This is a genomic window from Pseudanabaena minima str. Chao 2107, from assembly GCF_051131155.1.
GTDB classification, from domain to species: domain Bacteria; phylum Cyanobacteriota; class Cyanobacteriia; order Pseudanabaenales; family Pseudanabaenaceae; genus Pseudanabaena; species Pseudanabaena minima.
This window is the reverse complement of sequence record NZ_CP159508.1, coordinates 4,471,457-4,494,663: the sequence shown is the minus strand read 5'-3', so window position 1 is coordinate 4,494,663 and position 23,207 is coordinate 4,471,457. Positions and strand designations below refer to the sequence as shown.

The window sequence follows — 23,207 nt, the reverse complement described above, 5'->3', positions numbered from 1 at the left end:
TTTAGCGAATGAATGTATTAATGCTGAATTTGCTGAGAAATTCAACCGTTAAAAGTTACCAATAAGTTACTTGAAAGTTATCAGAAAATCACTTGAAAGTTATAAAAAGGTTACTTAAAAGTTAGCAAAAGGTTACTTAAAAGTTATTTGAAAGTTATCAGCGAGTTATTAATAAATGTTGTTTTACTGAGCTTCTAAACAGATAAAAGTAAGTCGTACATCGCCTTGTGTATACTTATCCTGCAAGTTATATCTTTATTTTCAACATCTAATATTTTCTTGAATAGCTATAGAGTTAAGTATATGTAATATCAAAAAAAACAACCCTTCAAAAAGGATATTTTTTATATAGACAAATCATGATGATAATTATTAACGATTACTTATGTAAGTTTGTTTTCTATGTTTATATATTTGTAAATTTTTTCTTTACTAAGTGACTATTTAAAATTAAATATAAAATTTTCAAAGTTTATATTGCATATACAATAAATTTTATAAACTTTTATTTTGTTTTGCAATTATGTGAAGTTACTTATTACTAAGTATTTCTTACTAGTTAAATGTAAATGCTATCTTTTTACTACTAAATCTGAATGCCGTGCAGATTTAAGGATGAAATAAAATTTCACCTGAATTTATAGAATGCGATCGCATTTATTAAAGAGATCTCAATTGGTTTCTTGCCATCAAAAAAGGGCATACCCAGTGGGTATGCCCTTAGTATTGCGAAAAATTCTGGTAAAGAATCAGGTAAGAAATTGACAAAAGAGTCAAAGTGGTTAAAGTAAAGGGATGAAAGAACCACCACAATATGAACGAGAAGCACTAGAAAACATGCCAGTAGGAGAACTGGTAGAAGTAATCGTGCGCCAACAAGAATGGGCACAGCAAATATATGAAGAAATAGAGAGCCTAAAAGCAGTCAACAACAGAAGTAGCAAAGACTCATCAAAACCGCCATCAAGCGACCTATTAAAACGGTCAGAGAAAAAAGTCGAAGAAATAGCAGAAGAGGAGGGTAAGAAAAAAGTAGGAGGACAATTCGGACATAAAGGAAAAACGAGAAAAGGATTTAATCGAGTAGATCGCTTTGAGACGCTCTCGCCCGAAGGCTGTCCAAATTGCGGAGGACAAGCATGGACAGAGATAGGAGTCAGCATCAGACAAACAGCAAGATTGGTAGAACAACCAATTGAAATCGTTGAATATCAGCAACAGGAATGTCAATGTAAGCACTGTGGCGCAGTGGTGTGGGAGAATTGCCTAAAGATGTGATTGGCGAACAAGACCTAGAAGCAAGCCTACAAGGGATGTTGGTATGGTTAGGGAATTATGGACATATGAGTTATAAAAAACAGCAAGAATGGCTAAAAGAGATGGGACTAGTCGAAATCGGACTAGGAACCATCGCCGCCACCAATGAGCGAGTAGCAGACAGTATTGAAGCAAAAGTGGAAGAGCTAGCAGATTGGATTAAAGACCAACCCCAAGTTCAAGTCGATGAAACACCGTGGCTCGTCAAAGGCGTAAAAGAATGGCTATGGTCATTCAGTGGTGAAGGTTATGCGCTATATCGTGGTGCAGATACTCGTAGTCGTGCCGAACTAGAGTCAATGTTGGGAGAAAGCTATGATGGCGTATTGTGTAGTGACGACTATAGTGTGTATAACGGTTACGCCGTTGAGCGACAACAGAAATGTCTGGCTCACCTAAGACGACACTTTAAAGCACTACTTAAATTAACCCTTAAATCTCAACAAGAAATTGGGCGTATATTCATTAGGCTGATTGATGAAGCATTTGAACATCATGCGACTTGGCAAAAAAATCGTGATACTCGACCATATTTTAACTGGGCGATTGATTTTAAAAAACGAGTCAGCCAAGCTATCTCGGATTGGATGCCCAAAGTTGGCTATGCCGCAGGTAATTTATTAAAGTCCCTCAAGAAGAAATCGGCTCAATGGTGGTATTTCCTTGAAAATCCTCATGTCCCTCCTGACAATAATCGTGCCGAGCGTAATCTCAGACTTGCTGTTACCAAACGCAAAGTTTGTGGTGGCTCCCGTTCTATGGATGGTTTTCGCAATACCGCCGCTTTATTGACGGTTATTCAAACTTGTAAAGCTCAAGGTAAATCTGTCATTGATTTTTTCCGTCAAGCTTTAATTAGACCTCTTGCAGAACCAAAAACATGTTAGATTTATAAGCTTTTTATCAGATCTCAAATTAAGCGATGAAATACGAAGCCAGTCAAAATCTATCAGCGACAGAATTTAAACGGTTATTTGGGGTAAGAAGAGAAACATTTGCGCAAATGACGGAGCTAATGCAACAAGCAGCCCAAAGCAAAGGACAAGGTGGTGTAGAACCAAAGCTAAGTCTAGAAGACCAAATATTGGTTACTTTGCAGTATTGGCGTGAATATCGCACCTATTTTCATATTGCTAGCGACTGGGAAGTGTCAGAATCGACGATTTGCCGCATCGTCAAAAAAGTAGAAAATGTCTTAATTAAATCGAAAAAGTTTCGGTTAGCAGGAAAAAAGTCATTGTGGCAGGAGAAGGCTCCAGCCATAATTGCCATTGATGTAACTGAGACAAAGGTTGAGCGCCCTAAATATCACCAGAAACATTTTTATAGCGGTAAGAAAAAGCATCATGCCCTCAAAGCCCAATTGGTGGTCGATCTGACTAATTTCAAGATAGTTTGTACCGCTTACGGTAAGGGCAAGCAGCATGATTTCTCATTATTCAAGGCAAGTGGAGTTCATTTTCACGCACAGACACAAGGTTTGGCAGACAAGGGTTATCAAGGCTTACAAAAGTTGCATCCTAACTCGCAAATTCCTATCAAAAAGCCTCAAAATGGCTCATTATCCAAGGAAGATAAGCGTTGTAATCGCCAACTTGCACGTCAACGTATTGCGATTGAGCATGTTAATCGTCGCTTGAAGATTTTTAAGATTCTCTCTTTACCTTATCGTAATCGTCGTCGTCGTTTTGGTTTGCGTTGTAATTTGATTGCTGCCATTTATAACTTTGAAGTCGCTCTTGTTGCTTCTAAAACTTTCTCTGCTCTGGATTAATTTTCAGTTCTGCAAGAGGTCTATTGATCCTTCTTCCATCTCTCTCATCCCTATTCTTACCTGAATTCTTACAAATTCTGGAAAGGGTTTTAAGGATATTTGATGGAAATGAATCTAGTTGCCGTACAACTGGTTATCAAAATTGTTCATCGCTTGATAGTTGTAAATGTTGGGTGGAGATGGATAAGACAACGCCCCCTTATAATTGGCATATGATTGTGGTCCGCGAGCAATTTGGGGATAAACGCCAAACGTGGGAGATTGGGATGCTGAAGTTAAGTTAGTAGGAATCCTCTCCTTGCATAAATGCATGAGATCGATAACTTTGCCTTTGGAAGTCACCATATAGCACAACATGTCCGAAGCCTCAGAATGAATGGGTCTAGAATCAGCACCATCGGTTGTTTGCAAAGCAACCATAAGCACCAATAGCGTAAAAATCGAGATAGCAATTAGCTTCCCGAAATTACTAATCTTTTTTAGTGCGTCAATTATATTTCTTCTCATTTTTTTAGTTCCGCATCAGATTTGACACATTGATTCATAGGGTAGTCCTAAAAAGGAAAGGATTTATGGTGGTAAGGATGGGCGGCGCGAAGCGCCGCCCATCCTTACCTATTTAGCACTACCTATTCATAGTTCTCATTAACTACGTGAAAACCTCACCACTATCCCCCTATCCCTTGATGGCAGAGAGGGCGTAAGACTAATTTCTTATTCCCCTCTCCCCTTTTGGGAGAAGGTCTAGGGATGAGGCAATTGGAAGCTTCCACGTAACATCCGTCATTAAGAAAATTGATTTTGATCTACGATAAAACTTGGTTGCTCATCACAATTACTGAGCAATTTTGTCTTAATATCTTCCGCCGCCTGAATTGTATTTTTATACTCAACTTGAAGCTTTTGATAGTTTGCAAAGTCTTCTTGATTGAGAAATTCCTCGGGCTGAGACTCTAGCAACAGTGATGCAGTTTGATAGTCTTCGATCGCCCCTTTAATATCACCTAAAATCTGCCGAATTTTACTGCGATCAATAAAGGCATCTACATAGGTATGATTGCTAGTGCGGATTGCGTTCTGTAAATCATTAAGCGCCAAGACATAGCTTTTGATATTGCGATAGGCAACACTGCGGTTGTAGTGTCCTCTGGGTTCACCTGGATAGACAGAAATCGCCCGCGTGAAATCGCGGATCGCGAGTTCGTATTCCTTCAGCGCTAAGTGAGCCTCTCCTCGACTGTTGTACAAATGCGAGAAGCCTGGACGATAGCGTAATGCAGAGGAATAAGCAGCGATCGCCTCTGCAAAATTACCAGCTTCGACGTAAACATCGCCCAGATATCGAAATGCATCTTCATCAGTGGGATCGGTTTTGGTCGCCTCAATTAAATCGGCGATCGCACCCTGAAGATCATGCTGATAAGCCTTGCTCAATCCTTGATTAAGCAATTGTTCCGCATCGATCCGCCGTTGAGAGATCGGATAGGGATATTCAAAATTAGGCACACGCTTATGTCCTTCTCCATGACCATGACCACTAGCGATCGCGGATGATGGCATCACGATAAACATCGTAAAGAGCAAAGTCAGCAGGATGGTTCCAGCCTTGGCAATTTGGACTAATCTTTGGAAAAACATCATATGGCAAACCTCTGAACGGCAAATCATTTCTGGCGACTTTACGCTCACAACAGCATTTAGAGTGGTAGAACGCTAGAGTTATAGGGCTTTGCAGGAGCAGTTGTTACTGGATCTGGACCACCCTGACCAACTTCAAAAGCCCGCATCATATCGTGATCTTCATGAACCAAGTTGTGGCAGTGCATCATATACTTGCCACTATGGGGACCAAACTGAGCGACAACCTCGATATCCGCTCCTTCATCCATGAAAAATACGTCCTTCCAACCCATTTCATAAGGTTGCACTCTACGTCGCTTGTTGCGACTTAAGATCAGCATATCGACAAGGTGAACGTGAATCGGGTGATGCCATCCACCACCGCCATTCACAAATTTCCAAATCTCCACGTCACCTACTTGAGGGTTTGCCTCAAGCCCTCCATTCGCCCAAGTGCGGCCATTAACCGTCCATTGCCCCTGAAGGTTATCCTTTCCGAACACAAACTGACGACGACGAACAACACGAGATAATAATTCCTGACGTTTGCGAGTAAAATTGAAGCCATCATTACGCAATAAGCTCGGTAAAGGTGGGTTATAAGACACGGCTCCATCCACCACATCAAATCGCATGATCTTCCGCGTACTGGCGAATGCCGTATCGTTTAATACATCGTTGCTGAGAAGCTCAATTTGAGTACCTGCCGAGTAATTGGCAAAATCAATCACCACCTCATAGCGTTCGCCAACACCAATCGTGAGAATATTAGTTTGCACTGGAGAAGGCAAAAGCCCCGCATCTGAAGCAATTACAGTCAAAGGTTGACCGTTGCCCAGTTTCAATATATAGGCTCTAGAAATCCCCGTATTACAAAAACGAAACCGATACTTAGTACGTTTGACTGCCATGCGCGGCCAGGGCACACCATTGACTAAAACGATATCTCCAAATACATCTTTTTCGCCGCTATCCGCGTAAACAATCCTGCCATTACGATCCAAAAGTTTATCTGACAAGACAACTGGAACATCAAATTCACCTTTGGGAATGTCGGGATGTTCGTTGGGATCGGCGACTATATATTGCCCAGCCAGTCCCATGTAAGCATTTATTGCTGTACGATGTACGCCATGATCGTGATACCATAACGTCGCGGCGCGGTTGTTTGGAAAGATATAATCCTTATATTGTCCAGGGTAAGTTATATCATCAGCCCATCCATCGTACTGAGGGAGAGAGGCACTGCCATGCAAGTGAACTGATGTATGAATTTGCCGATTTTTGCTATCTGTACCGAGATTATTAATGAAGCGAACGACAGACTGGCGACCTAGTTGCTGATAGATCAATGGACCTGGCACCATGCCACCGTAGCCCCAAACCTCGGTTTGAATATTTGGTAAAATCTGAGCGGAACCTTTCTGCATCCTAATTTCGTAGTAGTCTGTGTTGCTGTCACTACGAACTGGTAGAATCGGGGACTGGTAGCGAAAGTCGTTAGCATAAAACGGTGGTAAATTACGCGACCTATACGAACTATCACCAGAAAAAACTTGGGCATAACCAAGATTGCTGAACGCTGCTGAGGCGATCGCTGTACCACCTGCTCCGAGTCCGAGACGCATTGCTGTGCGTCTGCTAATTTTAGACATAGTAATCCAATCCTTTAGGAACTAAAAATTTCTTCTGACTTGCCAGAAATATCGAATAAATATTCCAAAAACTACTCCAATGGTTTAAATCAGGGTGCTTTTTTGCAAATCTGTGGGGGTCAACTCGACACGAACTGAATATTGGCAGCAAAATCTAGGAGTAAAGACTTAGGGGATCTGGTGTCTTGACCTTAATAGCTCTTTATGGCGCAACACTTAACTTTTTCTGGTACGGCAAGTAAATCAAGAAATTAGGGAACTTGTTCTAACCTCTACTTTTCGTCTTGCCCTAGCCAATAAAATTCACATGGTTCCTTAAAAATAATTTGGGAACATTGACTGTCCAGTGAATGTCTAAATGAATAACTAATGATGTAGGACTAAACCTGCACTATTTTTTATTCCGCATTAGAAAATATTATTAATCTTTGCAAATATCGTAATATGAATTTTTTGGGCTACATCAGCTAAAAGTTACTTAAAAGTTACTTAAAAGTTATTTAAAAGTTACTTTTATATTTTGGAGATACTATCCCACCCCTTAACAGTCATGTGTTTATGATTCAGACGCTTAAGTGGCTGACAAAAATAATCGATCCAAAAAATATCAGCAGGCTCTGTCTTCAGATATTTTCGTAATGTTATAGCTGTTGCCAGTCTTGTTAGGATACAAACCCAAGAAGCACTGCTACCCGATTCTTGGGTTTGTATTTGTCCTAATACAACATGAGTTCGGAATAAGCTACAAAACTTTAAAAGCTAAAACAGTAAAAGCCTCGCTAAGCGAGGCTTTTACTGTTTTAACTCCTAGAAGGAGCTAGTTTGCAATTAACCACTGAGGTTAATACAAATGGCGACAGCTATAGCAACGTAAGTTTTGCTTAGAACATAAAACCAAAAAGATGAGAGGCGGCGCAAAGCGCCGCCTCTCATCTTTTTGGTTTTGATTTTTCCTATCCATCTCTTGCGTTGCTATAGCAGTCCTATATCATTTGTGGATTTTTTGGTTTGTGGAAGGACACCCCGATGGGGTGTCCTTCCACAAACCATTTAGGATTGCTACATATATGTAAACTATTTTTCCCTTGGAGTTTCTTAAGCTAGATTTTCCTTCTATCGCTGCCGTCACTTATGTTAGGACAAAATCAAAACCCAAGAAGAGAAAGGCGGCGCTTCGCGCCGCCTTTCTCTTCTTAGGTTTTATGCCCTAATACACTTGGCGACAGCTATAGTACCAATTCACAAAAGTTTGTTCACACTTTTGTGAATTAAAAACCAAACCCAGTAAGAGTTTTAAAAACACAAAATGGCGTAGCCATTTTGTGTTTTTGTATAACCAGCGATTCTCATTATAAAAATCGGTTTCATAATGAGAATTACTGCCTTTCAATAACAGTTGTAGAGTAACAAGGAGAATTGATGTTACTTTAGCTACTTACTTGGTTTGCTTCTCTAGGGTTAAGTGATATTGTGTAAGTATTCGTTCAGTAAGTAGTAACCGAGAGGGATTTGTTTGACTCAGTCAATTAATCTACCCAAGCTAGACGACTTTTTGCAAGAGCTGGCAACGATACAGCAGCAAGGCTCAAAGCGAATTGCGTTTTTAGGCTCCCGCCATGTGCCATTAACTCACCAACTGCTGATCGAACTGCTCAGCTATGCTTTGGCTCTATCTGGCAACAGTATTATTACCTCTGGTGCAACAGGTACAAATTTTGCTGCGATTCGGGGAGCTTTGCGTGCTGATCCCAATTTGTTGACCGTTATTTTGCCCCAAAGTCTCGATAAACAGCCCTATGAATCTCGCGAACAGCTAGAAAATGTGATTCATTTAATTGAGCATAGCGAAAATGATACTTTGCCTTTAGCTGAAGCAAGTAGCCGGTGTAATCAAGAAATTATTTCCAAGTGTCAGCAACTGATTTGCTTTGCATTTCATGGTAGCGAGACTTTATTACAAACTTGCCAAGATGCTGAGGAACAACGCAAGGTTGTCACTCTGTTTTATTTTGACTAAAAAATCAAATGCCAAGGGTGCTTAGTAGCATCGTTGGTATTTAGGAAATTGTTTATAAACGAAAATTATGAGTAAGACGATTAAAGGCAAAGTGTTTGTATTGGATGACAATATTGACACTGATCAAATTATTCCTGCGGAATATCTCACACTTGTACCATCTAAGCCCGATGAGTACGAGAAGTTAGGCAGTTATGCGATGATTGGACTCCCAGATCGCTACGATCGCTTTATTGCTGAAGGTCAGAGCAAGACAGTTTATTCAATTATTGTGGCTGGTGAAAACTTTGGCTGCGGTTCTTCGAGAGAACATGCACCAATCGCGCTTGGTGCGGCGGGACTAGATGCAGTGGTTGCTCAGTCCTACGCAAGGATTTTTTTCCGTAATTGCACAGCAACAGGTGAGCTATATCCTTGGGAGTCAGTTGAGCGCTTGGTCGATGTCTTTAAGACTGGTGAAGAAGCAACAATTGATTTTGATAATAATGTCATTATTAATGAGACCACTGGCAAAACCTTTGAGTTGCAATCCCTTGGTGATGTGCGACCTGTAATTGATGCTGGTGGTTTGTTTGCTTATGCTCGCCAGACAGGCATGATTCCTACTCGCGTGTAAAAAATATGTCCTATCACATTCGCATTCACGATCGCCAAAACGATAAGCTCTATGAAGCTGACATCGAAGGCGATCGCTACATTCTTGAATCCTTGGAATTGCAAGGGATAAATTTACCTTTTTCTTGTTTGAATGGTGCATGTACAGCTTGCGCGATGCGGGTCAAGTCAGGAAAAATCGACCAGCATGAAGTGATTGGCTTATCCAAAACATTGCAGGATGAGGGATATGCCCTAATTTGTTCGGGTTACGCGCAGTCAGACTTAGACCTAGAAACCCAAGATGAAGATGAGGTTTATCGCTTACAGTTTGGTAACTTTTTTGCTAAGCGTAAACGTCCTTGGTTTCAGTTTGGTATTCCGCTCGATCATGACTAAATCGCTCATGACTAAACAGTGTAAAGGGCGCGAAGCGCCCTTTACACTTTGAATTATGCCGCACAGCCTATGAATGCTAAAACAGGAAAAAAAGACGCAATCGCTAAATCCTCGTCGCGATCGCTGATTTTGGTTGTGTTGTTAGTTGCCTTTTTGACGATTTCCAATATGGCGATCGCCTTTATGCAACCCAAAGAACAGATCAATGGCGAAATCTGGATTATCAATCGAGTGGTTAGTGGTCAGACAGTCGAGGCTACAGTTGTGAGCAATCCAAATATGACTGTGCAGCGAGTGCGATTACTTGGAATGAGTGCACCACTAAAAGAGCAATCTCCTTGGGGCGATCGCGCCCGTCAGCGTCTATCGGATCTAATCAAAGAGCAGAAGGTGATTTTAGAGTTTGATGTAAAGCAAAAAGACAACTCCGATCGCCTGCTTGCCTATATTTGGAAGGATAATTTATTAGTTAATCAATATTTAGTCTCGGAAGGGTTAGCGATCGCAGATTCCTATTCGCCCAATGTCAAGTATGACGCAAGGATCAGCCGCGCTCAAACTAAAGCCAGATTGCAAGAGCTAGGAATTTGGGACACCCAAAATCCTTTACGCCTTAGTCCTAGAGACTTTCGCCGCCAATTAAGTAATTAAAAGACGGTGCTTCGTACCGTCTTTTAATTACTGGAAATTATTCCTCAGTGGTAGCTAGACTATAATTTGTGCCCGTAAAGTCAGCACCATTCACGTTGGCATTTTTGAAGATGGTATTGTTAATATCAGCCCTGTGTAAGTTCGCATGGATTAACACAGCATTAGTAAAGTTAGCACCCTTTAAATTGGTGTCATTGAGAATGGCATCGGTCAAAAAAGCTTTGGTGAGATTGGCTGTTTCCAGTTTTGCACCCGTAAGATCAGCACCTTCCAAGTTAGCGTTGGTGAGGTTAGCCCCACTTAAGTTTGCTCCCATGAGAGATGCACCGATTAAGTGCGCTTGGCTCAAATCAGCACCCGCTAGATTTGCGTTAGTTAAATCGCAACCTGCACATTGTTTGGTTTGGAGTAGTTGTTGAACTTGGATGGGGTCATAGGCTTCTACAGGCATAGCCCACCCAATTCCAATCACAGCCAAAATTGCAACTAATTTAGTTTTCATTTTGCCCTCCTCATATACGAGGAATGCTATACATCTATTATCGCTGCAATTTATTTCGTATTCATTCTGCTGCACATGTCGTCACTATTCTTAACCGATGATGGAATCGATAAAACAACCTATTGGTTTAATTGTAATTTTAGGGGCAACGGCAACGGGGAAGACGAGTCTGGCGATCGCACTCGCCAAGCACCTAAATGCACCAATTTTGAGTGCTGATTCGCGCCAAGTTTATCGTCATTTAGATATTGGCACAGCAAAACCAACTATCGAAGAACGTCAAGGCATACCCCATTACTTAATCGATATTATCGAACCTGATCAAACTTTGACATTGGCGGATTATCAAGATCAGGCACAAACTTTGATCGCGAAGTTTCATACTCAGGGAGTTACGCCGATTTTAGTTGGTGGCTCAGGTTTGTATATTAAGGCAATTACCGCAGGACTAAAAATTCCTAGAGTCGCACCTCAACCTGAACTAAGATCGCAATTTGAGGAACTAGGACAAACTTATTGCTATCAGATTTTGCAGCAGGTTGATCCTGTGGGAGCTAGCAAAATTCATGCTAACGATCAAATTAGAACTTGGCGATCGCTAGAGGTTTTTTATGTAACAGGACAGTCACTTTCAGAGCAACAGTACGAGCAACCACCTAATTATCCAATTGTACAAATTGGTTTGGAATGTGGCGATCTAGATGCTTATCGTAAATTAGTCAGTGATCGCACTGAACAGATGATCGAGAATGGTTGGTTAGATGAAATTCGTAATTTGCAGAAGCGTTATGGAAAGGACTTACCACTTTTAAAGACTTTGGGCTATGGCGAGATGTCCGATTATTTAGATAATAAAACCGATCTGGAAACAGCAAAACTACTCACAGTAACCCATACCTGTCAATTTGCCAAACGTCAACGCACATGGTTTCGTGGCTCTGGCAATAGACATTTACCAATTCATTGGTTGCGATCAGGAAGCACTTGGGAAGAAGCGATCGCACTGTTATAAAAAAGCCCTGCGTTGCAGGGCTTTTTTTATTATTTGATTTTGTCCATAATCGAGAAAATCGGTAAGTACATCCCCACAATAATCGAACCGACCATGCCACCTAGGACAACAATCATCAATGGTTCCATTAAACTTGTGAGAGCCTTTACCGCTTCTTCAACTTCATTCTCATAAAAGTCAGCGACCTTCATAAGCATTTTGTCAATTTCACCAGTTTCTTCACCGATACTGACCATTTGCAAAGCCATTACAGGAAATACTTCTGTCTTTTCCATCGCAGGTGCAATTTGACCACCTTCTCTTACAGCATTTCGTGCTGAGTCGATCGCATTAGAAATCACCAAATTACCTGCGGTTTCCGCCGTAATTTCCAGTGAAGCCAAAATTGGTACACCTGCGCGGGATAGTGAGCCAAAAGTCCTAGCAAATCTGGCTACGGCTGTCTTAACTACAAGATCGCCAAACAAAGGCAACTTCAAGAAAACACCATCAAGGTAAAGTTTGCCAGCAGGAGTTGCATAAACACGGTTGTAAACAAAGCCAATAACCATAAAAGTAACTGGGATGATTGCTACCGAGGGACTCTTTAAAAAGTTACTGATATTTACCAATATTTGTGTAAATGCGGGTAATTCACCACCTAAGCTCTTGAATACGCCATCAAATACGGGAATGATGAAAATACACATCGCTAAGAAGATTAAAACCGCGATCGATGTCACCACAATTGGATAGGTCATCGCTGATTTGATTTGGTTATTTAAGCGTGCCGAATCTTCGAGTAATGTGGCTAGACGAGCCAAAACATCATCTAACACACCACCAGTTTCACCTGCTTGCACCATCGCACAGTACAACTTGTCAAATACCTTTGGGTGCTTACGCAATGCATCAGAAAAGTTAGTACCTTGCTGAACATCGTCCAGAACTTCAGTGAGGGCAATTTTGAGTCTAGGGTTAGAACATTGATCGCACATTACCCCTAAACCGCGCACCATTGATACACCAGCATTAACCAAGGTTGCTAATTGTCGGGAGAACAAAGCTAAGTCCTTGACTGAAACTTTTTTCATCGTGAAGGCAGCAAAATCAAAGCCACCTTTCACTTCTTTGATATCTTGAACAACAAAACCTTTCTGTTTCCAAGTTTCGCGGGCTTCTTTGACTGTTAAAGCAACCATTGTCTGCTGTACCGATTTGCCTTTGGAGTCTTTGAGCGTTCCCTTAAACTTTGCCATTATTGCACCTCATTTGATAGGAATTATGGATTGAAAACTATGGGTTAACCACTGATTGATCGCGACTTGATCATATCTGGCGATCGCAAATCTCCAGCAGCCTTTCGCTTCATCACAGGAGCAGGGTTTGGTCCTACTACACGCAATAATTCTTCAGGACGCGAAGTTTTAGACATTGCTGCTTCAAAAGTGATGTCGCCATCCATATATAGCTTTGCCAACACCGATTCCAGAGTTTGCATTGATTCTTTACCACCTGTTTGGATAAAGCCATACATTTGTGCAGTTTTACCTTCACGGATAAGGTTGGAAATAGCAGGCGTTACTACCATAATTTCCTGAGCCATCACTCGACCAAACTGCCCTGGTTGTGGGTTATGCCGTGAGACAAGGGTTTGACTCAACACTGCCACGAGGGAGTTAGAAAGCTGTACCCGAATTTGTCCTTGTTGTTCTGGGGGGAAAACGTCCACCATACGGTCTACAGTTTGAGAAGCAGAACTGGTGTGCAATGTACCAAAGACAAGATGCCCTGTTTCGGCAGCGGATACAGCTAACTGAATCGTTTCTAAGTCACGCATTTCTCCTACGAGAATTACATCTGGATCTTCTCTCAGAGCCGCTTTTAATGCATTCGCAAAGGTTTTAGTATCTTCCCCAACTTGACGCTGATGGATCACACTTTTTACGGATTCATAGACAAATTCAATCGGATCTTCAACCGTGAGAATATGTTCGGCGCGAGTTTTATTGATCGTTTGGATCATCGCTGCTAAGGTCGTGGTTTTACCTGACCCCGTAGGTCCAGTAACTAGCACTAGTCCACGCGGCTTTTCACTCAGTTCACGCACAATCGGCGGCAAGTTGAGATCATCCATATCAGGAATTTTGGAAGAAAGCGCCCTTAGGCAAGCAGCATAGGTTCCCCGATCTTTGTAAACATTTACCCGAAATCTAGCTAGTCCCTTAACCCCATAGGAGCAGTCTAACTCCCAGTTTTGTTCGAGGGCTTTACGCTGGTTGTTATTCAACATCGCAAAAATCAAGCGCTGACATTCTTCTGGGGTAAGCGGATCGCGATCAGTACGGGTGAGGTGACCATTAATACGGATGTAAGGCGGAAGTCCTGCGGAAATGTGGAGGTCAGAACCTTTGCGTTCTACCACCTCTTCCATCAAGTCTTCAATGATGTAGTCCATTACCATAGCGGGCTATTCTCCTGATCTAATCTTAATTAAGTGCATGATTCCCTATATAGCCGATAAAAACTGCGCTTCGCGCAGTTTTTATCTTAGAAAGTTCTCGGCGTTGTGCAGTATGGGCATTCAACTGTCTCGGGTGTGAGCATAGCATCACAGTTGTCACACTCCAGCCCCTTACCTCGGCGAGCGCGTTCTTCCGCTTCGCGACCTTTGTCGGTATATACAACTCGCAGCACCTCATCTAGAGTCGTTGCGCCTTGTCGTACCAAGTCAAAGGCATATGCCATCAGCGTTTTCATGCCCTCTTGTACAGCAATTTCTTTGATGACTTCGGTAGTCGCGCCTTTGTTGATGGCACTTTGCAAGCGTTCGGTCATTTTCATGATTTCATAGACACCTGCTCGTCCTTTGTAACCAGAACCACTACATTTTGGACATACTCGTTGTCCAGGTAGCATGGCTTCACGGTTGACAATATTAGCGCGGTAGAAGGTTTTTTCAAGATCGCTGCTAGGCAAACCGAAGCGATCCAGTTCTTCTTGGCTAGGATTGTAAGGAATACGGCAGTTGTCACAGACTCGACGCAGTAAGCGTTGTGCAAGCACTCCAATAATCGCTGTACTTGCCATAAATGGTTCAACGCCCATTTCCTCTAAACGGGCAATACTACTAGGTGCGTCGTTTGTGTGCAGTGTCGTTAGCACTAAGTGACCTGTTAGCGCCGCCTCGATCGCCGTTTTCGCTGTTTCCGCATCTCGTGTTTCACCAACTAGGATAACATCAGGGTCTTGACGGAGAAATGCTCGCAGAATGCTGGCAAAGGTCATTCCTTTTTCGCGAAGAACTTGACATTGAGTCAACCCAGGCAAGTTATATTCAACAGGATCTTCAGCAGTACTGATATTGACCCCAGGATCATTACATTCGGCGAGGGTCGAATATAGGGTAGTGGTTTTACCAGAGCCTGTAGGACCAGTTACAAGAATTAATCCATAGGGTCGTCTCGCGAAACTTTGCATCAGTTCCAAGCTTTCGGGATCGCTGATCAGTTTGTTGAGTCCAAGTTGGGTATTAGAGTTGTCGAGAATTCGGAGACATACTTTTTCACCATTTTGAGTGGGACAGGTATTAACACGGAAGTCTACCCGCCGACCTTGGAAGTTGCGCTTGAGTTTGCCATCTTGAGGAACGCGCTTTTCAGCGATGTTCAAGTTGGAGATAATCTTGAAACGCGAAATTACGGCATTGACAATATTTTTGGGTAGGCGTTTATTCTCACTGAGAAAGAAATATTCACGCAATACGCCATCTTTACGCAGACGAATGCAAAGATCTTTTTCCTGTGGTTCAATGTGAATGTCTGAGCATCCTTCTTTGAGAGCTTTAACAAGGATTTTATCGACGAGGCTTATAATTGGGGCGGAGTTTTCGCCACCAACCATGAGTTCATCGCCTTGATCAGCGTCAGAGATATCTTCGCCAAAAACGTCATCCTTAACTTGGAGATCTTCATCGCTGATTGCGCCTTCAGCCTTGGCACTTTTGTTGACTTGAAATTGGACAATATTGTCAAAGGTGCGATGAAAATCTTCACGGGAAATTACGCGCTTGATAATTGTCAGGTTTTTTAGAAGACGAGCAATTTCATTTTGGACTTTATAGCTATCGGGAGAGACTAGAGCAATTGTTATACTATTTTCAGTCTTAACTAGCGGTAAAACTTCGCAGTCCCGACAAGTAGAGATTGGAATAATGTTGGAGTCAAGTAAGGCACTGAGAGTAGGAATATCAAATTTGTCAATTTCAACATCGGGATCGATCGGTTCGATGCCATAAAGAACCCGCAGTTCAAAAAGTTGTTGGCGCTTATAATAGCGGGTAATGTCTGGAGCCAGTTGCTGCCCCAGAATTTGCTCTAGGACGCTGAGGAATGGAACATTCTGTTCTTGGCTATCTTTGACAGCGCGATCGAACTGGTCTGAGGTGGCGTGTCCTGCTTGAATCAGTTTGCTCTCGAAGGGAGTTCGACCTCCCCGTTTTGCCAGAGCTTTAGTTTTGTTTCTGCTTGCGGCGGTAGTTGGCGCTTGATCTGATGTATTCATAGCCCAAGATTTCCTAAGAGTTCATTACCCAAGTGAGATTAGAGTTTGCAATCGCCAATATGCGGCGCGATCACAAAGCAATATAAGGCGATCATAGCTGTTTGCATAACTATATTGGGCAAAAATAGCACAAGTGTTTCATACTTTTACAAAATAAGCTAAAAATTTGAGCGATCACCTACATAAAAAATAACCCCAAAGAGAATGGTGGCACTTCGTGCCACCATTCTCTTTGGGGTTATTTCTTTAGAACTTGCCATCGGACTTTGGGGTTTTGAGCAAGCAGTTGGGAAATAGCGATCGCCCCTTTTTTGTTTAAATGGCTGGGGTCTGAAAAAAGGTCGGCTTGATTGAGAATTGCTTGGGAAAGATCAAGATAAGTAAAGCCTTCACGCAAGGAAAGTTCTTGCATTCGGCCATTGAAAGTAGCCTCATATTGAGTACGAATTTGATCGAGATAAGTGGCATGTAATGGCATATTCACGACCAAAAGCTCAATATTATTGCGACGACAAAAATCAACTACATTGGCAAAAGCCTCAAATTGGGAGCCATTAGTCTCAAAGTTGCGATAGTCCAGATCGTAATCCCCAGGAACTTGGGGGAATTTTTGGAAATAGGTGTTGGGATCGAAGGTGACATCAAAAGCAACAAAGCCTTTGGGGTCAAGGGCGGTAACAGTGCTAGGCATGGTCGCCGCAATCAGGGCTTCACTATTGCTGAGCATATGCGTATTTTGATCAAACTTCTTGACTAGCGAAGTCCGAACTTCTTGCCGTTTGGGAAAAGTGGTAAACAGAAGGTCAAAGGATTTAGAGATCGGACTTGGTGATGTAGTCGCGATCGCACTTTGGCTATTAGCTATAGAATCAACATTCCGATCTTTATTTTTGAGAGATTCCTGCAATTGCTTATAGCCAACCGAAGCCGTAATTTCCTCATAGGTAAGATCATTGCGACTACTATTAAAAGCTCTCAATCCATCAGCCCAAATAATTAAACGCGGCATTTGAGACGGTGAGAGTATTTGCGTAATTTGCAAGTTCACCACCTTAGCAGTTGCGCCATCAATACCGAGATTGAAGACACTGACATTTTTGTAGCCTTTGTTGATCAGCGTTTTTTCTAAGGTTTTTGGTTCGATGCCCCGCAAAGCTCTCGAACTACCCACAATTAAAACTTCGGGCGATCGCTTATTGGTTGTCTGCCAATCAAGGAGGGCTAATTTTTCATTGAATAAAGCAATATTAAAATTAGGAGCAGGCTTATTGGTAAGCCCTTTTTCGAGAGAAGTTTCGGGTTGGTTTACTGACACATCAATTTTGGAGTCAGCAATGATCAGCTTAGCTGACTGATCGGACTGAGCATAATTACTCAGCGTCCGATCAATCGCGACGGTTGTACCAATACCGATCGCTAAACTTGCCAGACAAGCAGGTAAAGAAAGGATTGTTGGAGTAGTTTGTCCTAGCCATTTCAATCCAAAAATGGCTTGTCCGACCGCAAGTATTTTCGTTCCAGCATAGCCGCTTAGTTTCTGCCAAGCATTAGCTTCTTCTACATCTTCACCAATAAACTCAATGCTTTGCTCTTGTTCATTCTCTATCGCTGATAGTTCGTCATTATCAGGGTTCTGTAGACCGATCGCTAGCAAGTCAATTTCAAACGACCAACTCGGTTTTTTCTCACCGATGACGCGGCTGGACACTGTTACTGATTGAAAATATTCCGACGCACTCACAGTTCGCAAAGTATTTAACATGGGCAGTGCGATCTCTGCTTGCAAAATCTCAGTGCGCGTCTCACATAGTAAATTGAGACAGTTATTTTGTAGCAGTAACTTCAGCTTAGTTTGAGCAAGTTTTGGCGCTAGTTGTGGATCTTGACGGAAGTTGGTCAGTAATGCGGCGATAATTTCGGCAGCGATGAGTGCCGATGGGGCGATCGGTAAATCTAGTCCTAACGCCCATGCGTTACCATGCAATTTCAGGCGATGGATTCCTTCGGCATATAAAACTGAACTGTCTAAATCCTGTGTGCTTGGGGCGATCGCCTCTAGGATCTTTGATGCACAAGTGACTTCTCGATCTTGACTATAAAGATATAAGCAATCTCCTTTTTGTTTAGTATGTGAAAGTTTGATTCCTGCTAATTCCTCGGTCAAAATGCTCGGTGAAGATTCCTGTATCAAAGTAGGCTTGATAGTAGGCGTACTCAATCGATGATTAGGCAAACGAGAGGGTTGATTCGCATCCGTACCTGCATCTGTACTCGAATCTGGGCTTGTTGCTAATAGTGGATTTGCATCTAAAGATGATGTTATTTCCATTGGCTATTTGAAGAGGTCAGCAGGATAAAAAATTTGCTACAAGGTTAGCACGGCGAATTCACAACCAGACAAAAAGTTGTTTTACAAGGCAACATAAGCCGCTTTGCGCCGTATGTTGCCTATTCATCTAAATGCTCAGACACAGATCGATAAAGTTCTAAGACATGATGATCGAGGAGTTGGTAATAGACTTTGCGCTTACTTTTGCGATAGCTAACTAAACGCATGGTGCGTAAAACTCGCAACTGATGAGATACCGCCGATTCACTCATGCCCACTACAGCCGCAAGATCGTGAACACATAATTCCTGCTTCGATAAAACTGAGAGAATCCGCAGACGATTAGGATCACTCAACATTCCAAAAAATTCCGCCATGGTTTGTGCTTTCTCGGCTGGCAAAATCTCATTAACTAAATCCTGTAATGCTTCAGGGGCGATCGCATGGAGATCGCAAGTCGGCAATTGATCAAAGGAAAGCGCAGAAGAATTTAGCATTGTTACATTTTACAAAAAAAGCGATCGCTTTTTTAATTTGTATTAACACATGAACGTATATTCATATATAATAAGCTTAGTTGAATAGGACTAAACACATGACAACTCTCACGGAAACTAAATGCGCTTGCCCTAAATGTACTTGTACTGTCTCCCTAGACACGGCGATCATGGCTAATGGCAAACCATATTGCAGCAAAGCTTGTGCCGATGGACATCCTGAAGGATCGGCAGGATGTAAAAAGTCTGGATGCGGCTGTGGTTAGATTTTATTGCCATAGAAAACTGGGTGCTTTGCACCCAGTTTTCTAGATAATGGCAGCGCGAAGCGTCGTCATTATCTTTTCATTTAGTGTTGCGGTGCAAAGCACCGCAACACTAAATGAAAAGATGACAAGGGAATATATAAAAAGAAGCAAGTAGGCTTTAACTACTTGCTTCTTTTTAGCTTTTGGTTACAGAATAGAAACAATCATTCGCTTCACCAAAATTCAAGATGCTGAATTTAAACGAAATTATGTCGCTGGCTCGCCCGATCGCTTGGGGTGCAGGAGATATTCTGATGAAGTACTATCAGGAGCCTCAAGACTTAGAAATCAAGTTTAAGGGGGGCGAAGAGGGCAATGTGACTTCCGCAGATTTGGCAGCTAATGATTTCATCTTGAGTCAGTTAAAGCAAACATTTGGCACTGATAAATTTGCCTATCTCAGCGAAGAAACTGAAGATAATATTGATCGCCTTGAGCATGAATGGGTGTGGATCATTGATCCGATGGATGGCACGAGTGACTTCATTCGTCGGACTAATGAGTTTGCGGTACATATTGGCTTGACCTATCGTCAGCGTCCTGTTCTGGGACTAGTGGCTACTCCTGCTCAGGATCGCCTGTTTCAGGGCATGTTAGGCAATGGGGCATATATTGAGACTAGAGATGGTTTACAACAACGTATCCAAGTTTCTAACAAGGTCAAACTTGATCAAATGGTGGTGGTGGCAAGTCGTAGTCATCGCAATTATCAACTAGAAAGTATTCTCCAGCAATTACCTAAGGCTGCTGAAATCGCGGTTGGTAGCATCGGTGGTAAATTTGCGGCGATCGCCTCAGGTAATGCTGATGTCTATATCTCTGTTTCAGGAAAGTCTGCGCCTAAGGATTGGGACTATTGCGCCCCTGAAATTATTCTGACTGAGGCTGGTGGACAACTCACTCATTCTGATTTGTCATTGCTGTCTTATAACAATTTGGAACTGCGCCAGTGGGGAACGATTGTAGCGAGTAACGGGCATTGTCATCATGAAATTTGTCAGATTAGCCAAGATGCGATCGCGCCAATCAAAAAGTAGGATATGCATTGCATATCCTACTTTTTGTAGCAATTATTCAGTAAAGTTAGGGCATCTAGAAATTTAAGGAACAAGGGACTCTTGTCTATTTCCATTATGAAATTACAAGTAATTTTGATTGGTGCGGCTGTGGTCGTTGGTGTAATGGCTGTCAGCAATCCTAGTAAAGAGCGTTACATCGAGTACGCAACCGAGCAATTTTCGGAAACAGGTAAAACCTCAATTTGCGCTGGAGATAATATGCCGATCGCTGCTCAGCAATCATGCAAATTTGTAATCTCTCAGGGGAAAGGTGCGATCAAGTTAGTAGTTGAAAACTCAACTAAGCAGCAAAATTTTGTAGTACTCAGTCTTTACGAAACTGATATGCCTAACAAAAAAGTAACCACGATCGCTGCCTTTGGTAATTTCTATATGTTCAAATAAAAAAGTGGTGAGGTATACTATTTTTTCGGAAATTAATATACCTGACACACTAATCTCAAATTTTTATGTTTCTCAATGAAATAATTGCCACCATTATTGGCGTTTTGTTTTAATATAACTATTTATATGATTAAATAAACCTGTGATATAAACATTATTAATATTTAAATTGTCGTTGTGTCGAGTAAAAATACAAAAGTTCCTGAAGTTGTACAAATCTGCATTCAGAGCGTTATAGATGAGCTAGATGCTGATGCGTTCCTATATAGCGCAGATATTAGTGAAGAAAATGCTGATAAATTGATTCAAACCATTAGAGATCAATCGCCTAAAAGAGAAAATGTAGTACTTATTTTATCTACTTATGGAGGAGATCCAGATGCTGCTTATAGAATTGCAAGAATCTTAAAACAAGCCTATAAAAAATTTACACTGGTTGTTTTTGGCTACTGTAAAAGTGCTGGTACGCTAGTAGCAATCGCAGCCGACGAAATTGTAATGTCAGATATGGCGGAACTTGGCCCACTAGATGTTCAGTTGTTAAAGGAAAACGATTTTAGAAGATCATCAGGACTAGACTTACAACAAGCTTTAGAAGTACTTAGAAATGAAGTATTTACTATTTTTGAAAGATGTTTTTTAGGGACGGTCAGTAGGTCGGGCGGCGCTATATCAACTAGGATGGCTGCTGAGATGGCTAGCTCTATGGCTGTAGGTCTTTTGTCTCCTATAGCATCACAAATAGATCCTATAAGACTAGGGGAAGTTTGGAGATCTATGGACGTTGCTTATGAATACGGTATAAGATTGAATCCAGACATAAAAGAAACAATTGAAAAGTTGGTTAAAGGCTACCCAGCTCATGGGTTTGTTATTGACAGGAAAGAAGCAGAGGGGTTGTTTAAAAATGTTCGTCCCCCTTCAGATTCAGAGATAAAATTGGAAAGAATCCTTTATCAATCTACTAGAGTACCCTCAACCGATGATTTGATTTTTGGATTAGATGAGTTGCTGGATACAGAAAAAAACACAACAATGGGCGATGCTGAAAATGACAAATTAATTGATAATGAGTATGATAACGAGGCTGAAAAACCAGATAATAATGAATTTAAAAACGAGAAAGACGAGGGATCTCAAAATGAAAACTCTAAATTCAACCCAGAAAACAAAAGTGATTCAAACCCTGAATAATTCAGAATCCCTTCAAAAGAAGGGCGAATTGATTCAATCTTCAAATATTGCAGTAATAGAGAGGTTTGTTGAGCGGCTTAATAATATTGACTACAAAAAGATTTTTCAGGATTAAAGGCTATTAAAAGTTAGTTGCACTTTTAATTATTTATCAATTATTTGTAAAAATATCGTGCGTTCTAAACTTAGAATGCACGATATTTTTTATGTAATGCTCATGAAAAGCAAGGTGTTTCATATGCCTTACACAACAAATACTCAGTGCCCCCTAGCCCATCTCCTATGGAAAAAGGTATCGGGTTAGGATTGAGGTAGGTGTATTAATACCTGTTTTTATAGATTGTCCTGATCGAATTGCTCCAATAATTTCCAGACTGATTTCAAAAGTTGATCTAGCCCCTTTTTGGAAGCCGCCGAAATAGCGAGAATCGGTAGATCGAACTGTGCGGCGATCGCCTCCACATCTTCAGGCAACATCGCATCAATTTTATTTAAAGCCAAAATCTGGGGCTTTTCGTCTAAACCACCACCATAGGCAGCTAACTCTTCTTGAATCGTTTCGTAGGCAAGCAAAGGATCTTCTTGAGTCACATCAATCAAATGGATCAGTAACTTCGTGCGTTCCACATGGCGCAAAAAGTCATGCCCCAAACCAATTCCCTCAGAAGCACCCTCGATCAATCCTGGAATATCCGCAAATACCACGCCATCGCCTGAAGGCTTCGAGACAACACCCAAATTTGGTACTAGCGTTGTAAAAGGGTAATCGGCAATTTTGGGACGCGCCGCCGACAATACCGAAATCAAGGTCGATTTACCAGCGTTGGGCATACCAATAATTCCCACTTCAGCAATCAGTTTTAGCTCTAAATAAAGGGTCAACTCTTCCCCTGGTAAACCAGGGAGAGCATAGTCAGGGGCGCGATTTTGATTGCTCAAGAAATGGCGATTTCCTAAGCCGCCTTTACCACCCTTAGCAACTAATAGGGTTTGTCCATCTTCAGTAAGATCGCCCAACTCCTCCCCTGTTTCCTCATTCATCACCACCGTACCCAATGGCACTTTGATAATGCGATCGCTGCCGCGTTTGCCCGTCATGTTGCTAGGACCACCACGCTCACCATCTTCCGCTTTAAAAATATTCTCGAAGCGAAAGTCTAGAAGGGTTTGCAGATCGGTAGTTGCCTGTAAAATGACAGAGCCACCATTACCGCCATTGCCACCCGCAGGGCCACCCGCAGGCACATATTTCTCACGGCGAAATGCAACTAGCCCATCGCCACCATCACCAGACTTGACATGTATCGTAACTCGATCAATAAAATGCATTGCT

The 23,207-nt window shown here is 41.9% G+C and carries 20 protein-coding genes and 1 pseudogene; 11 read left to right on the top strand and 10 right to left on the bottom strand.

Annotated features, from left to right (window positions below; genetic code table 11):
- The first annotated feature begins 795 nt into the window (after positions 1-795).
- Both tnpC and ABM313_RS20385 read left to right on the top strand, forming a co-directional pair.
- Positions 796-2,204: pseudogene (tnpC, locus tag ABM313_RS20390) on the top strand (IS66 family transposase).
- Positions 2,205-2,239: 35 nt separating this feature from the next.
- Positions 2,240-3,091 carry an IS5 family transposase gene (locus ABM313_RS20385; protein ID WP_434684046.1) on the top strand — a complete coding sequence of 284 codons (852 nt, stop codon included), beginning with the start codon at positions 2,240-2,242 and terminating at the stop codon, positions 3,089-3,091.
- A 114-nt stretch (positions 3,092-3,205) separates the two neighbouring features.
- On the opposite strand, the gene ABM313_RS20380 is transcribed toward ABM313_RS20385, so the two are convergent.
- The 3 genes from ABM313_RS20380 to ABM313_RS20370 all read right to left on the bottom strand — a co-directional run bounded on the left by ABM313_RS20380 (position 3,206) and on the right by ABM313_RS20370 (position 6,366).
- Positions 3,206-3,598: a hypothetical protein gene (locus ABM313_RS20380; RefSeq protein ID WP_434684984.1), complete on the bottom strand. Its 393-nt coding sequence runs from the start codon at positions 3,596-3,598 to the stop codon at positions 3,206-3,208.
- 279 nt (positions 3,599-3,877) lie between these two features.
- Positions 3,878-4,732, bottom strand: coding sequence for a tetratricopeptide repeat protein (locus tag ABM313_RS20375; protein ID WP_434684983.1), 855 nt, complete (start codon positions 4,730-4,732; stop codon positions 3,878-3,880).
- Positions 4,733-4,788: 56 nt separating this feature from the next.
- Complete coding sequence (locus tag ABM313_RS20370) at positions 4,789-6,366, bottom strand: multicopper oxidase family protein (RefSeq protein WP_434684982.1); 1,578 nt, start codon at positions 6,364-6,366, stop codon at positions 4,789-4,791.
- Positions 6,367-7,879: 1,513 nt separating this feature from the next.
- Between ABM313_RS20370 and ABM313_RS20365 the strand changes: the two genes are divergently transcribed.
- From ABM313_RS20365 to ABM313_RS20350, 4 genes are all read left to right on the top strand, one after another.
- A complete protein-coding gene (locus tag ABM313_RS20365; protein WP_281006176.1) occupies positions 7,880-8,383 on the top strand; it encodes a DNA recombination-mediator protein A in 504 nt (167 codons plus the stop codon).
- 67 nt (positions 8,384-8,450) lie between these two features.
- Complete coding sequence (locus tag ABM313_RS20360) at positions 8,451-8,999, top strand: 3-isopropylmalate dehydratase (protein ID WP_434684981.1); 549 nt, start codon at positions 8,451-8,453, stop codon at positions 8,997-8,999.
- 5 nt (positions 9,000-9,004) lie between these two features.
- Positions 9,005-9,376 (top strand): 2Fe-2S iron-sulfur cluster-binding protein, encoded by a 372-nt coding sequence (locus ABM313_RS20355; RefSeq protein WP_434684980.1) that lies wholly within the window; start codon positions 9,005-9,007, stop codon positions 9,374-9,376.
- Between the two features lie 69 nt (positions 9,377-9,445).
- Positions 9,446-10,027 (top strand): thermonuclease family protein, encoded by a 582-nt coding sequence (locus ABM313_RS20350; RefSeq protein WP_434684979.1) that lies wholly within the window; start codon positions 9,446-9,448, stop codon positions 10,025-10,027.
- A gap of 37 nt (positions 10,028-10,064) precedes the next feature.
- Here the strand turns inward: ABM313_RS20350 and ABM313_RS20345 are convergent, their stop codons facing one another.
- Positions 10,065-10,529, bottom strand: coding sequence for a pentapeptide repeat-containing protein (locus tag ABM313_RS20345; RefSeq protein ID WP_434684978.1), 465 nt, complete (start codon positions 10,527-10,529; stop codon positions 10,065-10,067).
- A 97-nt stretch (positions 10,530-10,626) separates the two neighbouring features.
- Here ABM313_RS20345 and miaA point away from each other — a divergent pair, with 97 nt between their 5' ends.
- Positions 10,627-11,541: a tRNA (adenosine(37)-N6)-dimethylallyltransferase MiaA gene (miaA, locus tag ABM313_RS20340; protein WP_434684977.1), complete on the top strand. Its 915-nt coding sequence runs from the start codon at positions 10,627-10,629 to the stop codon at positions 11,539-11,541.
- A gap of 29 nt (positions 11,542-11,570) precedes the next feature.
- On the opposite strand, the gene ABM313_RS20335 is transcribed toward miaA, so the two are convergent.
- The 5 genes from ABM313_RS20335 to ABM313_RS20315 form a co-directional block, all read right to left on the bottom strand.
- Positions 11,571-12,779, bottom strand: coding sequence for a type II secretion system F family protein (locus ABM313_RS20335; protein ID WP_434684976.1), 1,209 nt, complete (start codon positions 12,777-12,779; stop codon positions 11,571-11,573).
- A gap of 44 nt (positions 12,780-12,823) precedes the next feature.
- A complete protein-coding gene (locus ABM313_RS20330; RefSeq protein ID WP_434688540.1) occupies positions 12,824-13,978 on the bottom strand; it encodes a type IV pilus twitching motility protein PilT in 1,155 nt (384 codons plus the stop codon).
- Between the two features lie 92 nt (positions 13,979-14,070).
- Positions 14,071-16,083, bottom strand: a complete 2,013-nt coding sequence (locus tag ABM313_RS20325) for a GspE/PulE family protein (protein WP_434684975.1) — start codon at positions 16,081-16,083, stop codon at positions 14,071-14,073.
- Positions 16,084-16,321: 238 nt separating this feature from the next.
- Positions 16,322-18,412 carry a D-alanyl-lipoteichoic acid biosynthesis protein DltD gene (locus ABM313_RS20320; protein WP_434684974.1) on the bottom strand — a complete coding sequence of 697 codons (2,091 nt, stop codon included), beginning with the start codon at positions 18,410-18,412 and terminating at the stop codon, positions 16,322-16,324.
- A gap of 119 nt (positions 18,413-18,531) precedes the next feature.
- Positions 18,532-18,909 carry an ArsR/SmtB family transcription factor gene (locus ABM313_RS20315; protein ID WP_434684973.1) on the bottom strand — a complete coding sequence of 126 codons (378 nt, stop codon included), beginning with the start codon at positions 18,907-18,909 and terminating at the stop codon, positions 18,532-18,534.
- Positions 18,910-19,007: 98 nt separating this feature from the next.
- Between ABM313_RS20315 and ABM313_RS20310 the strand changes: the two genes are divergently transcribed.
- The 4 genes from ABM313_RS20310 (at position 19,008) to ABM313_RS20295 (ending at position 21,874) form a co-directional block, all read left to right on the top strand.
- Positions 19,008-19,175, top strand: coding sequence for a metallothionein (locus tag ABM313_RS20310; RefSeq protein WP_434684972.1), 168 nt, complete (start codon positions 19,008-19,010; stop codon positions 19,173-19,175).
- 230 nt (positions 19,176-19,405) lie between these two features.
- Positions 19,406-20,254, top strand: coding sequence for a 3'(2'),5'-bisphosphate nucleotidase CysQ family protein (locus ABM313_RS20305; protein ID WP_434684971.1), 849 nt, complete (start codon positions 19,406-19,408; stop codon positions 20,252-20,254).
- A gap of 96 nt (positions 20,255-20,350) precedes the next feature.
- Positions 20,351-20,680, top strand: a complete 330-nt coding sequence (locus tag ABM313_RS20300; RefSeq protein WP_434684970.1) for a DUF4359 domain-containing protein — start codon at positions 20,351-20,353, stop codon at positions 20,678-20,680.
- A gap of 177 nt (positions 20,681-20,857) precedes the next feature.
- Complete coding sequence (locus ABM313_RS20295; protein ID WP_434684969.1) at positions 20,858-21,874, top strand: SDH family Clp fold serine proteinase; 1,017 nt, start codon at positions 20,858-20,860, stop codon at positions 21,872-21,874.
- Between the two features lie 333 nt (positions 21,875-22,207).
- On the opposite strand, the gene obgE is transcribed toward ABM313_RS20295, so the two are convergent.
- The gene (obgE, locus tag ABM313_RS20290) at positions 22,208-23,203 is read right to left on the bottom strand and encodes a GTPase ObgE (RefSeq protein ID WP_434688538.1); all 996 of its coding nucleotides are present in this window, start codon (positions 23,201-23,203) and stop codon (positions 22,208-22,210) included.
- Positions 23,204-23,207: the final 4 nt, after the last annotated feature.

What these genes read in the sequence shown, in the direction of transcription:
- ABM313_RS20370 (WP_434684982.1), bottom strand. Translation starts at nt 6,366, where the DNA reads ATGTCTAAAATTAGCAGACGCACAGCAATGCGTCTCGGACTCGGAGCA.
- ABM313_RS20355 (WP_434684980.1), top strand. Translation starts at nt 9,005, where the DNA reads ATGTCCTATCACATTCGCATTCACGATCGCCAAAACGATAAGCTCTAT.
- ABM313_RS20345 (WP_434684978.1), bottom strand. Translation starts at nt 10,529, where the DNA reads ATGAAAACTAAATTAGTTGCAATTTTGGCTGTGATTGGAATTGGGTGG.
- ABM313_RS20350 (WP_434684979.1), top strand. Translation starts at nt 9,446, where the DNA reads ATGAATGCTAAAACAGGAAAAAAAGACGCAATCGCTAAATCCTCGTCG.
- ABM313_RS20305 (WP_434684971.1), top strand. Translation starts at nt 19,406, where the DNA reads ATGCTGAATTTAAACGAAATTATGTCGCTGGCTCGCCCGATCGCTTGG.
- obgE (WP_434688538.1), bottom strand. Translation starts at nt 23,203, where the DNA reads ATGCATTTTATTGATCGAGTTACGATACATGTCAAGTCTGGTGATGGT.
- ABM313_RS20375 (WP_434684983.1), bottom strand. Translation starts at nt 4,732, where the DNA reads ATGATGTTTTTCCAAAGATTAGTCCAAATTGCCAAGGCTGGAACCATC.
- ABM313_RS20360 (WP_434684981.1), top strand. Translation starts at nt 8,451, where the DNA reads ATGAGTAAGACGATTAAAGGCAAAGTGTTTGTATTGGATGACAATATT.
- miaA (WP_434684977.1), top strand. Translation starts at nt 10,627, where the DNA reads ATGATGGAATCGATAAAACAACCTATTGGTTTAATTGTAATTTTAGGG.
- ABM313_RS20315 (WP_434684973.1), bottom strand. Translation starts at nt 18,909, where the DNA reads ATGCTAAATTCTTCTGCGCTTTCCTTTGATCAATTGCCGACTTGCGAT.
- ABM313_RS20335 (WP_434684976.1), bottom strand. Translation starts at nt 12,779, where the DNA reads ATGGCAAAGTTTAAGGGAACGCTCAAAGACTCCAAAGGCAAATCGGTA.
- ABM313_RS20330 (WP_434688540.1), bottom strand. Translation starts at nt 13,978, where the DNA reads ATGGACTACATCATTGAAGACTTGATGGAAGAGGTGGTAGAACGCAAA.
- ABM313_RS20310 (WP_434684972.1), top strand. Translation starts at nt 19,008, where the DNA reads ATGACAACTCTCACGGAAACTAAATGCGCTTGCCCTAAATGTACTTGT.
- ABM313_RS20325 (WP_434684975.1), bottom strand. Translation starts at nt 16,083, where the DNA reads ATGAATACATCAGATCAAGCGCCAACTACCGCCGCAAGCAGAAACAAA.
- ABM313_RS20380 (WP_434684984.1), bottom strand. Translation starts at nt 3,598, where the DNA reads ATGAGAAGAAATATAATTGACGCACTAAAAAAGATTAGTAATTTCGGG.
- ABM313_RS20385 (WP_434684046.1), top strand. Translation starts at nt 2,240, where the DNA reads ATGAAATACGAAGCCAGTCAAAATCTATCAGCGACAGAATTTAAACGG.
- ABM313_RS20300 (WP_434684970.1), top strand. Translation starts at nt 20,351, where the DNA reads ATGAAATTACAAGTAATTTTGATTGGTGCGGCTGTGGTCGTTGGTGTA.
- ABM313_RS20320 (WP_434684974.1), bottom strand. Translation starts at nt 18,412, where the DNA reads ATGGAAATAACATCATCTTTAGATGCAAATCCACTATTAGCAACAAGC.